The sequence below is a fragment of the Natrinema sp. CBA1119 genome (assembly GCF_002572525.1).
In the GTDB taxonomy this organism is placed as follows: Archaea; Halobacteriota; Halobacteria; order Halobacteriales; family Natrialbaceae; genus Natrinema.
In genome coordinates this window covers 3014608-3028202 of record NZ_PDBS01000001.1, presented here as the reverse complement: position 1 = coordinate 3028202, position 13595 = coordinate 3014608, and the positions used below count along the sequence as shown (strand labels likewise).

Sequence of the window (13595 nt, the reverse complement as noted above, 5' to 3'; positions counted from 1 at the left end):
CCTCACCCGATGAAACGCCGGGGTTTTCTCCGCGGAACAGCAGGGATCGGTGCAGTCGGGACAGCCGGAATCGCCGGACTTGCCGGCTGTCTCGAGCGACTCGGGTTCGAAGAGGAATCGGCGTGGGCGAATCCGCCGCTCGTCGAGAACAGACCCGACGCGGTCTACCTCCCGGCATCACGCGAGGAGATGGGCACCTACGGGACGGCGACCGACGGCGACTACGCGGCCGCGCTGTCGTACACCTTCCCCCATCGGTTCTGGACCGTCGAAGCCACCAGCGAGGGGAAAACGCTCGTCGAGGTCGACGCCGACGACAGCCTCCACCTCATGGTCTCCGTCTGGGATCGCGAGACGCACACCGCCCTCCCGGCGACCCTGCGCCTCGAGGTCTCCCAGGACGGCGAACCGGTCGACACCGGCACCTCGGCGCCGTGGCCCATGATCTCCCAGCGAATGGGGTTTCACTACGGCGATAACGTCCAGCTCCCCGGGGAGGGCGCGTACACCGTTCGAGTCACTGTCACCCCCGTCACCGGGATCAATCGGACCGGTTCGTTCGAGGGGCGTCTCGAGTCGCCGGGCTCGCTCGAGATCAACTTCGAGTACGCTCGGTCGGACATTCACGACCTCTCGTTCGAGACGATCCCCGAGGACCGGCGGGGGAGTCGCGAGGCGTTATCGCTGATGAGTCACGGCGGCGACGGTGGAGGAGACGGCAATGGCGGGCACAACGGTGGGGCCGGACAACCGCCGATGGGACGGGGGGTGCCGGTCGAGGACCTCCCCGGCCAGGTCTTCGAACCCCAGCGCAGCGGTGACGCGACGTTCGCCGCGCTCGTCTCCGACGCCGATCGGTTCACCGACGGGAGTTCCTATCTGGCGATCAGTCCCAGAACGCCGTACAACGACATTGTCCTCCCGTTTACGTCCCTGTCAGCGGCCGTCGAGGGCAGCGGTTCGGTCCGCCAGAACGAACTCGTGGAAGCGCTCGATCACGAGATCGGCCACCACTACGGGGTCGCGATCGACGGTCTCGCAGCCGGCGACCGCGTGACGGTCTCGGTCGACTCGCCGCCGCAAGTGTCCCGTCACGACGGCTACGAGACCGCGTTTTTCGACTTCGACGAACTGAGCTATACGGTCTGAGCCGGTTCGATGGCCGAAACGGTTTGCGATCGTTCATGAGACAGTTCACCACCCGTCTCGGGTCGGACGAGGCGGAGCCACTCGTTGCGATAGTCTCCGGATGTAAGTTGTCGATTTCAGCGTGGAAACCACGGCTTTCGGGCGGAACAACGATAAGAGCCGGTCGATCGTCGAAAACCGTTCTCGCCGGGGCTCTGTTTCAGCCCATAAATTCGTTCGTACCGTAACCGATCGATTTGGACCGGATACTGGTAGTTCCTTACGGTTATGATAACTATCGGGGATCGTCGAATACGTCCGAAGCATGTCTCGTACAGGTCACGCAGCCATGGATATCGGGTGTCCGGAGTGTGATACGACGATAGCCGCATCCATCCCGCCAGGCCCGGGAATCCACTCGGAGAGCGATTCGAACCGCCTCCTCGGAAAGGAAACGCGATGCCGGAACTGCGGTCACGAACTCGAGCTGTACTACTACTGAATGGCGCGTCTGACACAGGTGAAACGGCGTTTGAGACAACTGAAACGACGTGACTGACGGCGATTCGAATTCAGGTTCTCGACGGACGGTATCGACGCCGTAGTCGTCCCCCTGACCGCAGCGTTTGCTCGCAGCGGCTCGCCGTTTCGACTCACCGGCCGGTCTCCCAGCCGCGCGGCGTCTCGTTCAACCGCTCGGAACCGTCCTCGGTCACCGCGACGAGGTCCTCTATTCTGACGCCGAACTCGCCCTCGAGGTAGATCCCCGGTTCGACGCTGAAGACCATCCCCGGCTTGAGTTCACGGTCGTTGCCCGCCGCGATGTAGGGTGGTTCGTGCACCTCGAGGCCGACCCCGTGGCCGGTCCGATGGGCGAAGGCGTCGCCGTAGCCGGCGTCCTCGATAACCGATCGGGCGGCGCGGTCGATCGACCCGGCGGTGACCCCCGGCTCGACGGCGTCGATTGCGGCTCGCTGTGCTTCCCTGACGGTGTCGTGAACGCGCTCGTACTCCGCGGGCGGCTCGCCGACGACGATCGTTCGGGTCTGATCGCCCGGATACAGACCGGTTCCCGCCTCGAGATCGGCCGCGACGAATGCACCGAAATCGAGGACGACGGGATCGCCCGATTCGATCTCGCGCGAACCGCCGTGGTGGTGCGGGCGAGCCCCGTTCGGGCCGCTCGCGACGATCGTCTCGAAGGCCGGTTCCTCGCCGCCGTCCGCCGCGAGCAAACGGTCGATCTCGGCCGCCAGTTCGGCTTCGGTCATCCCAAGCAGTTCATCACCGCGCTCGCGAATCTCGAGCGAAACGCGATCTGCGAGTTCGCCGGCCCGGCGGAGCGCCGCGAGTTCGACTTCGTCCTTGCGGATCCGCAACGGCTCGAGGACGGTACTCGCGAGCCCGAAGTCGGCGTCGGGGAGCAGTTCTCGGAGGTCCTGCGTGAACGTCGCCCACATTCGATCGTCGACGAGCACGGTCGCCGAATCGGGGCCGCCCAGCGAATCGGCTTCCAAAACGGTTTCGACGGCCTCGAGCGGGTCGTCGGAATCAGTCCACCATTGTAGTTTCAGGTCCGCGATCGGCAGGTCGGAGAGTTCGGCCTCGTACATCGCCGGCGCGACGAGCGCGGGATCGCCGCGCGCGGGAACGAACAGCAACAGGTGCCGTTCAGACGGCGATTCCGCGAATCCGGTCAGGTAGGTCAGATTCGGGCTCGGGAAACAGACCATCAGGTCGGCTCCGGCCGCCGCGAGGCGATCCTGACAGGCCGCGATCCGTGTTTCGAACGGCGGTTTCATGGAGTGGGGTTCGCTCGAGCGAGAAATCAACGTTTGGTTGCCGAAACGAGAGCAGAGAGGGCGGTATGCACGCCGGAGATCAGCGTTCTGGTCGTGGCTCGAGGAGTCGGACGCGGCGAAACCGACGATCCGGAGGACCACCAGCGTCTCAGCGTCCGTCGATCGAAGTGACCCTCGATGGACGGTGTGAATGGAGCTGGAGCGATACGCTGCTTCCCTTTATCGAGCACCGCTTGCTAATCACAGAGTCGAATCAGTCCCGAGCGATCCGTTGGCGGACCGTAACGACCTCGCCGCCAGCACCGGGTTAGTGCCGATCGGCGACTGTCTCCTCGAGCGGATAGTCGGCCGGACGCGAGTAGTAGCGGGAACCTATTAGCGTCCCTGCGGTCGCAGGCCGCGAAGCAACCAGTCGGGGCGCTCTGTTGTCTCAGCGAATGCGAGTTACCGAGCGGTTGTCGTCGATGCTTGTGCACAGTCGACAGCTTCGGGCCGACGGCCGCGGACGAGCGGACGAAACGTCCGACGACGACGGCCCCACCTGTCCCGGTTCGTTGATCGTGGTCTCGAACCGGCAACCGTATCGTCATAAGTATGAAGACGAGCCGACCGCGGAACGGGCGTCCGATCCCGCGGACACCGACGAGAGCCCGCCGGCGGGAACGAACGGCGGGGCGCAGACGGGAACACAGCGGTCCATCACGGTCGACGAACCGACCGGTGGGCTGACTGCCGGCCTCGATCCCGTGGTTCAGGCAACCGACGGAACATGGATCGCCTGGGGCGACGGCGACGCCGACTTCGCTGTCACGGACGAGCGAAACTGCGTTGCCGTCCCGCCGGACGAAGAGGCGTACACGCTCCAACGGCTCGAGCTATCCGAGGAGGCGGTCGAGTCCTACTACTACGGGTTCAGTAATCGCGTGCTCTGGCCGCTCTGCCACGGCTTTCCCGACCTGATCGAGGATCGAGCGAACGACTTCGAGTGGTATCGGACGGTCAACGAACAGTTCGCCGACGCGGTCGGCGAGCACGCCGAGGACGACTCGGTGATCTGGCTGCAGGACTACCACCTCGCGCTCGCGCCGCGGATGATCCGGAACTCGATCCCCGAGAGCGCGACCGTCGCTCACTTCTGGCACATTCCGTGGCCGACGCCGGAAACCTTCCAGCGCTGTCCGGCAGGTGGCCACGTCCTCGAGGGGCTGCTCGGGAACGATCTGCTGGGCTTTCACGTCGATCGGTACGCCGATCAGTTCCTGCAGTGCGTCGATCAGTTCCTGCCGAGTGCGTCCGTCGACTTCGCTCGTCGAACGATCCGGTACGACGGGCGGACGACCCGCGTCGTCGCGACACCGATGGGCGTCGACGCCGAATCGTACGACCGGGACGCACGATCGGCTGATCTGGACCGCCTCTCCGCCCTGTTCGAGGAGTACGGAATCCCGAAGGGGACCGCGGTCGGACTGGGGCTCGACCGCCTCGACTACAGCAAGGGGATTCCGGAGCGGCTGGCGGCGCTCGAGCGGTTCTTCGAGCGGAACCCGGACTGGCGCGGTGAGTTCACGTTCATTCAGAAGGCGACGCCCTCCCGGACAGATATCGAGACCTACGAACGCTACGGCGAACTCGTCCGCAGCGAGGTCCAGCGGATCAATCGACGCTTCGAGACCGCCGACTGGCGGCCGATCGTCTACACGGAGGACGTGTTGCCGCGCGAGGACATCTGTGCGCTCTATCGACACGCGGACGTGATGGTCGTAAGTCCGCTGATCGACGGGATGAATCTGGTCGCACAGGAGTACGTCGCCGCGAGCGTCGACGGCGACTCCGCATTGTTGCTGAGCGACCGGACCGGAGCCCACGAGCAGCTCGGTTCGCACGCACTAACGATCGATCCGACCGATACCGACAGGTTCGCGGCCCAGATCGAGCACGCTCTCTCCCTATCCACATACGAACGCCAACGGCGAATGAACACGCTTCGTCAGCGCGTCTTCGACGGGGACATCGAGTCGTGGATGGAGACGCAGTTCGACTGGATCCGACGTGTCCACGACGATTCCCGGACGACCGAACCGCGGTCCGAACGCGATTCGGACTCCCGCGAACCCACGCCACCAATATAGTCGATGACGAGGACCGAGTCACCACCGCTGCCGATCGACGAGCATCTGCCCCGGATTCGAGAGACACTCGAGCGGGCGGAGGGGTTGCTCGTCTGTCTGGATTTCGACGGCACGCTCGCGCCGATCGTCGAGGATCCGGACGCCGCGGTTCCGACCGAACAGAATCGGTCTGCGGTAGCGACACTGGCAGACACGTCATCGGTGACGACGGCGGTCGTCAGCGGCCGCGCGCTCACGGACGTCCGCAAACGCATCGACGGGCCGTCGATCTACGCCGGAAACCACGGCCTCGAGCTCGCGCGCACGGGAACGATCGCCGTCCATCCGGTCGCGCGCAAACGCGCCGCCCGCCTCGATCGGATCTGCGCCGTTCTCGAGACCGCGCTCCGCCCCGTTCCGAACTGCCGGATCGAAAACAAGCGCCTGACCGGGACGGTCCACTTCAGATCCGTCCCGTCGGCCGCCGAACCGATCGCCCGCCGCATCACCCGCGAGGTGGTCGAGCGCTTCGGCGGCGACGCCCTCGAGATTTCGGCGGGGAAACGGATCCTCGAGATCGGACCGGACTTCCCGTGGGGAAAGGGCAACGCCGTCGAACTGATCGCCGCGGACGAACCGCCGGCGACCGCCAGCATATATATCGGGGACGACGTCACCGACGAGTCGGCGTTCCAGGCGGTCGAACCGGACGGGATCGGGGTCCGGGTTGGTGACGACGCGCCCTCGAGCGCGTCCTGTCGGGTGGAGTCGCCGGCCGAGGTCGCGTCGTTTCTCTCGTGGCTGGGATCGACCGGAGCCGATCTGGTCGCTCGGTCCGATGTGCCCACCGCGACCCCTATCGAGGCACAGTAACGATTTCGAGGGGAATGATATCGTTGGAGGAACTGCACTACCGTTACGAGCCACACCATCGTTACGCGCCAAACATCTATCAGACGCCATTTCGTCGGGTAACTGGTCCTGCATTACTATCCTAACTGAATCAAATAACCAGAAGTTACAGGAACGTTCGAGCCGAAAGTATTAGTTACCACTGGAAATATAGTACGGTACGAGAGTGAAAGAGAGTGAAACTCCGACAACCAACTGATTTCCTGATCCTCGAGGCGCTCGAGGACAAGGGTCGAAACGTCGCAACGAACCTGGCCGCGCATACGGGAAAGAGCCGGAAGAACATCAATACCAGACTGCCGGTGTTAGAGGACTACGGTCTCGTCCGCAAGATCGGTCCCGCGGAGCGATCCGGGCTGTACGAGATCTCCTCGACGGGGAAGGCGGCGCTAGTCTACCAGGACCAGTACGACGAAGCCGACGACTTCGAGGCGCTCATCGAAGGCCCGAGTGCCAGTGCCGAGCAGGGGGAGGCACAGGCGAGTTTCGCCCGCGGCGAAAACGACGACGAATCCGACGAGTGACCTGACGACGCGGCCCGTATTCGGCCGCCTTCACTCCGTCTCGAGTCGGCGTCGTACCGAGTTCCGCAACGGCGAGTCGGTCGCGGCATCCGTCAAATAGTCACAACTTCGGTCACCGCGAGTCAGAAGGGGATCTCCCCGTCGTAGCTGGCGAGACGGCGGCGGGCACAGGCCGAAAAGGCGAAGCTGAGCGTCCGTTCCCGGTCTGCAGCGGCGGGGATCGCCGACCCACACGGTGATGCGTCACTCTTGTACGCGGGATCCCACGCGTAACTGCTGAGCATCGGCGTCGCGGTCAGGGCACCGTCGTACACGAACGCGACGCCGTCTTGGTGGTTCAGACCGAGCGCGTGTCCGATCTCGTGGAGGAGGACCTGCATCGTCCGCACTGGCGTCGTGTTCGGCGCGATCGCGCGGGCGTCGTCGGTGACCACGTCGTCGAACGACTCGAGGGCGGCGAGATGTCGGGCCCCGCCGACCGATGCGATGTGAGGCACGCCGTATCCGGTTGGAGCCTGTTCCATCCCCCCGTCGGTCACCAGCAGGTTGACGTCCGACGCGGGCTCGAGGTTGCGCCCGCCGAGCGTCCCCGCCGCGACTGCCACGGGCCACTCCCCACGGCGAGTGAGGCGTGCGGCGTCTTCGGTCGAAACCGAGACGGTTCCGCCGATCGAAGCCTCGAGTGCCCAGTACTTGAGGGAGAGGGTTTCGTCGAGATACGATCGAATCCGATCGCCGACTCCGTCGTAGGTAGCGGCCTGTTCGGAGAGCCAGATCCGCACCTCGAGCGTGTCGCTCGTCCTACGTGTCGCATACGCCAGCGTCCCGAACGAGGCCGTCGATCCGACCGTCCCGAGGAACACACGGCGTTTCACGAGCGTGCGTCTCGCAACGAGGTCGGAGTGTCTGCGGGTGTCTATGGACACGCGTTAACTGTTGGTCGCTCCCTGCGATACGGACCACGTTGACGTCCTCCCCGCGCTGAAGCGCGAGGATTCCCGACCGCGTTGGGATATTAAGGTCTACGAGCGGACTTGTTCTTGAGGTACGAACGCGCCAGTTTCCTTGTCAAACAAGACTGTCGAAGGCTGCGCCAACCAGCCGTTACTCCTATCCGCGGCCGAAACAGCCGACGGACTCAGAGGTACTTGCCGAATATTCTCCGCCCCGTTCACATCCGCATTCGCAACCAACTCACACGAATCACATACGTACAACCCACGCTCCACACGATTCGAATCCCGCTCCCGCCCACAACACGAGCACGTTTTCGACGTGTCACGCTCGGACACAGGGTTCACCTCGACACCCTGCATCTCAGCCTTGTACGTGAGAATGTTCGTGAACCGGTCGAACGCCCAGCCATGCAAATCAAGATTGCCGTGCGTTCCCCAGTTTTTCACTTCGTCATCTTCGTCTTCACGAACTCCACTCAAGTCACCGATAGTGATGGAACCCACTCGTTTCTCCACACACTGTTCGACGATGTGTTTCGCGAGAGCGTGGAAGTAGTGAGTGCGGCGATTCGACCACTTACGGTGGAGTTGCTCCGCCCGCTCTGACGAAGAGTCATCGCAGTTCGCGATGTGCTTGCTGAAGTAGTAGCCGTCTTCTTTCAGACAGCCAAGCGGGTACAATTCCGCAGTTTCATCTTCGTAGGCAAGTGCAGCAAACGTGCAAATGCCGAGGTCGATTCCGACGGTTGATTCGCCGGGGGCGTCGGCGACTTCGATTTCGACGCGGCAGACGAAGTGGAGTTCCCACTTGTCGCCCGTCCATACCGCGCGGACTTGTTGAACACTCTCTACAGTAGGGAGGTCGACATCCGGCCGCGTTTCGTACTCACAGAGTGCGAAGTCGGACCAGTAGTCTTTCGTGTTCTTGCCTTTGGAGAGGCGGACGCGGTTGTTTTCTGTGTCAAGTTTGAACCCTTTATTTTTGAACGTGATGGTGGAGCGTGGGTGTTCGTCGCCGTGTTTGCGGTAGCCGGGTGGATTGGCTCGGGTGTCTCCGTTGGTTCGCTTGCCGTACCATGAGTGGAACGCTTCAGCGAGTTCTTGCAGAATTCGCTGACTTGACTGCGAGTGTAGGTCATCATAGCGTTCGTGGTTCTTGAGGTACGCGGTGAGTTCGTCGTGTTCTGGAATGTGTTCGATTTCGTCCCAGACGCGCTGAACGGTCCATCGTCCAACATTCCAGAGTTTGGAGCCGGAGAACCCGAGGGAGTCAAGGTCGCCCTCCACTTGCGAGTGGTTGCGGAGACTCGCTTTGAAAGTGCGTGGGACGACCTTATTCGCCATGCGTAACCTATGACAATATAGTTACTTGAGGGTTTGGTTTCGTGTTTGCGTGGAATATCCAGTCGTGCCATCGTCAGTGGATAGCGTCACCGTGCGACGGCGCGTATCCCCGCCGTGAACGGCGAGGCTTTGCGCCTGCTCAATCCGTAACCGACACGGCCGCCTCGAAGTGCGTGCCGGGGCCCGGTCACGTGCGGTGCCGAGGGCCATACAGACGGGATCCGTGCGTTCGGCCGACGCAACTTACCGCGGCGGCACGCGCCGAGTATCGACGACGCGGGCACGGCGCTCGATGACGCGGATCTCGAGCCCGTCGGGAAGTTCGTCTGGGTCGGTCGGTGTGAGCAAGAGCAACGCGTCGTCCGCAGTTTCGACCAGTTGTCGGTGCGGTGCGCGCTGGTACATACAAACCGCCCACTCGCCGTCCCGAAGCCGTTGACTGACCTGCCAGTCGGTGTAGTACCGACCGTCCGACCCCTCGAAAACGGTCTCGAACGGGAGTGCTACCACGAGGTCGCCACCCCTTGTGCTCGAGAGTTGGAGCTTCCGTACGAACTGGCAACGGTGTGGGCGATTCGAACGGCCCCGGTCATTCCTACAGCATCGAACGACCGTCACGCACGTCGGCACTCGGATTCATATGGACGACGTTTAAGCGAGCGTTACTTTCAACCGGGTGTGATAGTCAGAGACATGCGGGTTCACTGGTTGACGGACCGCCGACTGCAGTTGTGAGGCGCTTCACGGCTCGCTCGAGTTCGCCGCTGAGAACGACTACTCAGGGTTTCTGCCGTCCTCGAAGAATTCACCGAGAATCGATTTGAGTCCCTTTCGCAGGTGCTGGTGCATCGTCGGCGGCGAGATGTCCATCGCGTCGGCGATATCCTCGCCGGTACTCTCGCGCGGCCAGTCGAAGAACCCGCTGTAGTAGGCGAGTCGCAACGTCGTGAGCTGGCGGTCAGTGAGCCCGTCGAGGATCCGGTTCCGTCGCTCGGCCGCCGTCCTGACCGGTCGATCCACTTCCCGTCTGGCGACGAGTTCGGTGTTCTCGTAGATCACAGTCAGCGCCTCCGCGATCTCCCTGATATCGGCGTCCTGTGAGACCTCGACCAGACAGGTTCCGACCCCGCCCTCGACAGAGACGTCCCGGATCGTCGCGCCGTGGTTCGTGAGCGTCCGGACCCCCGACTTCGACAGTCGCATCTCGATCGTGCAGCTCTCCTCCCCGTCGTGGATGAGCCGACACTCCTCGACCGAGTCGTGGGTCGCCGCCTCCTCGAGCACCGTCTCGCCGTCCAGCCCATCGATCGTCACGTACTGGAACGTGCGTCCGCCGGCGGTCGTGCCGGCCCACTCGAGCGAGCAAGTACAGCCGTACTTCGTCGAGAGGTCAAACGAGAACGTGTCGCCGCCGTCGATTCGGAACTCGAGTTCGACGACGGAGTCGGCGAAGAGTAGCTGACGGTTCTTGACTGCCATGATCGTAAAGCCGATCGTCTCGCCGAGCAGTCTGAACCCGGCCCGCTCGCGCTCGCTGAAGGCGTCGTCGCGACTCGCGAGCACGGTAAGCACGCCGTAGGTCGCGTCTTCGTGCGTGATGGGGACGGCGATCGCGGACCTGACGTCGTCCTCACGGGCCGCCGCCCGCAATTCGTCGGAGATCGACTCGTCCTCGAGAATGCGGTTGGTCGTCCGTAACTCGTTGGTTTGTGCCGCCTTCGCCACCGGGTTATCGTGATCGTCACCGGGATACTCGCGAATGCGCTCGAGGACGGTCTCCGCCTCGCCCGCGCCGGTCCGGTAGGACAGTCGCCCGTCCCCGGTCCGTTCGGCGATCCACGAGCCGCAGTACAGCTCCGAGTCGACGAGTTGCTCGCAGACTTCGCGTTCGATGGCGTCTCTGGCCGGGGCCTCGACCAGCGTTTCGATAACTCGTCGGACGACCGCGTTGATCCGGTTGAGCGTCTCGAGTTGGTCCTGGCGCGAGCGGAGTTGCCGCTCGCGCTCGACGCGTTCGGTGATATCCCGCGCCAGCCAGACGACGGCGCGCCGGCCCTGAATCCGTTCGTCGATCGGGACGACGCGAGCCTCGAACTGTCGGCGGCCGTCGGTCGTGTCCGCCTCGTACTCGACCGACTGGACGTCGTCGGACCGGATCGCCCGATCGACACACTCCTGTAACTTCACGGCGACTGCGTCGGGGAACGCGTCGTCGAGTGCGGTTCCGACGAGGTCGTCCGCCGGCATCGAGTACAGATCCGCGGATTCGGACCGAACCTTCGCCTCGAGATACGTGCCGTTCTCGCCGATGACGAAGGCTTCGTCGGGCAGTTCGTTCGCGAGGATGTGATGATATCGGTCGTCGCCGCCGTCCGCTGGAACCGAGGTGGAAGATCGGACCGTCGAGACGATCCGATCGATCGGGTCCTCGTTGCACGTCGTCGGCACGTACTCGGTCGCGTCGGCCCGGAGCGCGACCGTGGCGAGTCGTTCGGTGCCCTCGCGTGGCGCAACGATCGTCGGCACGCCAGCCAGGCTGGCGTGGACTTGCCGGAGCACGGTTTCTATCTCGCCGGGACAGTCGAGTTCGATGACGACGGCACTCGGCGTAATCGATGCCGGCTCGTCGTCGCGTCGCTCCATCGCCGACTCGAGATCCGCGCTCGCGGGCACCGTTCGAACGTCGTTCTCGGTGGCCCGCTCGAGACGGGCCGGAAGACGGCTCTCCTGGCCCCGCGCGTCAGTTACGATGATGATCGGTCTCGTTCGATGTGCAGCGTTCATCCGTGTATCCCCGTCCGCAACCTGATCGGTCCGTTTCCGCACTCCTTTCTCCCACAACTACGCTGTGAAATAAAAATCTGCTGGTCGTCGTTCGACCGGCAGACACCTCACGGCCGGTGATCGATGCACCGTATCCCGGAGCGCCGACACGGCGGGTCTCGGGTGCGTCAGGTTGGCAGGAGTCCCCGAGCTGTGAGACACAGGAGTCCGTCTCACAGCTCGTCCGCCGCTTTCAGTTCCGCGATCAGGTCGTCGACGAGGGAGTCGACGTCCTCGTAGGGGAATTCCCCGCCGTCAGTTGTGGCGTTGAGCTCCATCGCGGTCATCGAGAAGTCGCCGCACTCGAACCTCGTCCCCGGCCCGTCGGGCAGCGCCGGCACGAGTTCCATCGGACCCGAAACCGGATAGTCAGCGTTCTCGAACGCGTCGATCAGCTGTTCGCGGAGTTCGGCTTCGTCTGTCATGAGTTTGTGTTTCCGCGCGGACACCAATAACTCTACAGGGGGCCCGTCGACCAGTCGGCGATCGCGATCAGACCTGGTCACGGACGGCCACTCACCAGACGCAAGCGACTAGAGCCGTCGCATGAACTCGGGGAGGATCCCCCGCTCACTCGAGTCGGTCGCCGCGGCCGGCTCGGCACCGGGGGGGTCAATCTCTGCGTCGCCGGTGTCCTGAAACGAGTTGGGATCCCCATCACCGGCGCTCCCTGAGCCGGCCGGCGTGCCGTCGGGTTCAGCTGGGGTCCCGCCGTTTGTTCCCGCCGTGGCCGTTCCGTTCGATGCGTCGGACTCGGCGTCGACGGTCGCCTGAAACTCGGCTTCGGATTCGGGACCGAAGTAGTAGGGGTCGGCGGGAAGCGAGCCCCGGAGGCGGACGTTCGCGTAGCCGGCCAGCGCCAGCGCGGGAACGAACAGCGGCTCGATCCCGAACAACGTCGGTCCGGCGGTCAGGATGACGAGAAAGACCGACAGCGGCGAGTAGAGGAAAAAGGCGACCACCCGGAAGGCGTCACCGACGTAGCCGTCGACGACGTACGCGTAGAGTCCGTACGCACCGACAAGCAGGCCGACGTCGGCGTAGAGCCCGACGAGCAGTCCGACGTCACCCGCGACGAATCCGTGGATGTGGACTGCGATCGCACCCGTAAGTACCGTCGTTCTGTTGACGTAGGTCTCGTCGAGCGCCATCCCGAACACGAGCACCGAGAGCTGGATCAGCGGGGCCGCAATCCACCACGGGAGGGAACTGAAGAGAACGCCATAAGACACGATTACACCCACTCGTCCGAGTGGAGTCGGCCCCGTGCCTTTAACGTTCGTTCCGTTTCGAGACTCGATACGAGCCCCGACGGTCGACGGGTACGCCGATCGACTGACTGGTACGACGACGACCGACTTGCACGACGACGACCGACTGGTACGACGACGACCGACTTGCACGACGACGACTGATAGGCTCGAGTACGTGTCTGCGTGCGTCGGCGCTTGAGCCATCGCTCGTCACGAGACGCCGCCGTTCGACGGACGCTCATCACGGTCAGACGCCGTTCGACGGACGCCCGTCACGGTCAGACGCCGCTCGATGGACGGTCGAAACAGTAATTAATCAGCGGCGAACAGTATGTCGATATGGCAAAAGATACCGTCAGATACCCCGACGACGTGGTCACGGAGATCGACACGCTCGTCGACGACGGTATGTTCGAGAGCAAGTCGGAGTTCTATCGGTTCTCCGCGGAGTACGTCCTCACCCTGATCGATTCGGACCACGATGTCAAGACGTTCAACTTCGACGAGATCAAGTCCGAACTCGACATCAGCGACCGCGACCACGCCGAAGCGCTGGGCGCCGACGGCGGGACCTTCTTCCTCGACGCCGTGATAAACGTCCGAAAACACGGTCTGCGCGGCAACTACGAGGCCGCCGAACGCTTCATCGACACCCACTACGACGAGACCGACCAGGAGTGTATCATCCTCGAGGAGTTGCTCGGGACCTACCGCGACGGGCCGTCGTAGCCGCTGCCGTTCCGTT

General features: G+C 63.5%; 12 protein-coding genes. 5 read left to right on the top strand and 7 right to left on the bottom strand.

Annotated elements, in window-relative coordinates; genetic code table 11:
* The first annotated feature begins 9 nt into the window (after positions 1-9).
* A complete protein-coding gene (locus CP556_RS15085) occupies positions 10-1149 on the top strand; it encodes an iron transporter (RefSeq protein ID WP_098726356.1) in 1140 nt (379 codons plus the stop codon).
* A gap of 632 nt (positions 1150-1781) precedes the next feature.
* Here CP556_RS15085 and CP556_RS15080 read toward each other — a convergent pair.
* Complete coding sequence (locus tag CP556_RS15080; protein ID WP_098726355.1) at positions 1782-2930, bottom strand: M24 family metallopeptidase; 1149 nt, start codon at positions 2928-2930, stop codon at positions 1782-1784.
* A gap of 437 nt (positions 2931-3367) precedes the next feature.
* On the opposite strand from CP556_RS15080, the gene CP556_RS15070 reads away from it, so the two are divergent.
* The 3 genes from CP556_RS15070 (at position 3368) to CP556_RS15060 (ending at position 6474) form a co-directional block, all read left to right on the top strand.
* Positions 3368-5059 carry an alpha,alpha-trehalose-phosphate synthase (UDP-forming) gene (locus CP556_RS15070; protein ID WP_098726353.1) on the top strand — a complete coding sequence of 564 codons (1692 nt, stop codon included), beginning with the start codon at positions 3368-3370 and terminating at the stop codon, positions 5057-5059.
* A 3-nt stretch (positions 5060-5062) separates the two neighbouring features.
* Entirely contained in the window at positions 5063-5911 is an 849-nt protein-coding gene (gene otsB, locus CP556_RS15065; RefSeq protein ID WP_098726352.1) for a trehalose-phosphatase, read from the top strand.
* Between the two features lie 215 nt (positions 5912-6126).
* Complete coding sequence (locus CP556_RS15060) at positions 6127-6474, top strand: winged helix-turn-helix domain-containing protein (protein ID WP_098726351.1); 348 nt, start codon at positions 6127-6129, stop codon at positions 6472-6474.
* Positions 6475-6596: 122 nt separating this feature from the next.
* Here CP556_RS15060 and CP556_RS15055 read toward each other — a convergent pair whose 3' ends face one another.
* The 6 genes from CP556_RS15055 to CP556_RS15030 all read right to left on the bottom strand — a co-directional run bounded on the left by CP556_RS15055 (position 6597) and on the right by CP556_RS15030 (position 12829).
* Entirely contained in the window at positions 6597-7349 is a 753-nt protein-coding gene (locus tag CP556_RS15055; protein WP_098726350.1) for a peptidase M10A and M12B matrixin and adamalysin, read from the bottom strand.
* 147 nt (positions 7350-7496) lie between these two features.
* Complete coding sequence (locus CP556_RS15050; protein WP_098726349.1) at positions 7497-8774, bottom strand: RNA-guided endonuclease InsQ/TnpB family protein; 1278 nt, start codon at positions 8772-8774, stop codon at positions 7497-7499.
* Positions 8775-9017: 243 nt separating this feature from the next.
* On the bottom strand, positions 9018-9284 hold the full coding sequence (locus tag CP556_RS15045) for a hypothetical protein (RefSeq protein WP_098726348.1): 267 nt from the start codon (positions 9282-9284) through the stop codon (positions 9018-9020).
* 264 nt (positions 9285-9548) lie between these two features.
* Positions 9549-11558, bottom strand: a complete 2010-nt coding sequence (locus tag CP556_RS15040; RefSeq protein ID WP_098726347.1) for a bacterio-opsin activator domain-containing protein — start codon at positions 11556-11558, stop codon at positions 9549-9551.
* A gap of 212 nt (positions 11559-11770) precedes the next feature.
* Positions 11771-12022, bottom strand: a complete 252-nt coding sequence (locus CP556_RS15035; RefSeq protein WP_098727421.1) for an MTH865 family protein — start codon at positions 12020-12022, stop codon at positions 11771-11773.
* A 108-nt stretch (positions 12023-12130) separates the two neighbouring features.
* Positions 12131-12829, bottom strand: coding sequence for an ICP22 family protein (locus CP556_RS15030; protein WP_255291478.1), 699 nt, complete (start codon positions 12827-12829; stop codon positions 12131-12133).
* Between the two features lie 360 nt (positions 12830-13189).
* On the opposite strand from CP556_RS15030, the gene CP556_RS15020 reads away from it, so the two are divergent.
* A complete protein-coding gene (locus tag CP556_RS15020) occupies positions 13190-13579 on the top strand; it encodes a CopG family transcriptional regulator (protein ID WP_098726345.1) in 390 nt (129 codons plus the stop codon).
* The last annotated feature ends 16 nt before the right edge of the window (positions 13580-13595 follow it).

What these genes read in the sequence shown, in the direction of transcription:
- CP556_RS15085 (WP_098726356.1), top strand. Translation starts at nt 10, where the DNA reads ATGAAACGCCGGGGTTTTCTCCGCGGAACAGCAGGGATCGGTGCAGTC.
- CP556_RS15080 (WP_098726355.1), bottom strand. Translation starts at nt 2,930, where the DNA reads ATGAAACCGCCGTTCGAAACACGGATCGCGGCCTGTCAGGATCGCCTC.
- CP556_RS15070 (WP_098726353.1), top strand. Translation starts at nt 3,368, where the DNA reads ATGCGAGTTACCGAGCGGTTGTCGTCGATGCTTGTGCACAGTCGACAG.
- otsB (WP_098726352.1), top strand. Translation starts at nt 5,063, where the DNA reads ATGACGAGGACCGAGTCACCACCGCTGCCGATCGACGAGCATCTGCCC.
- CP556_RS15050 (WP_098726349.1), bottom strand. Translation starts at nt 8,774, where the DNA reads ATGGCGAATAAGGTCGTCCCACGCACTTTCAAAGCGAGTCTCCGCAAC.
- CP556_RS15040 (WP_098726347.1), bottom strand. Translation starts at nt 11,558, where the DNA reads ATGAACGCTGCACATCGAACGAGACCGATCATCATCGTAACTGACGCG.
- CP556_RS15035 (WP_098727421.1), bottom strand. Translation starts at nt 12,022, where the DNA reads ATGACAGACGAAGCCGAACTCCGCGAACAGCTGATCGACGCGTTCGAG.
- CP556_RS15020 (WP_098726345.1), top strand. Translation starts at nt 13,190, where the DNA reads ATGGCAAAAGATACCGTCAGATACCCCGACGACGTGGTCACGGAGATC.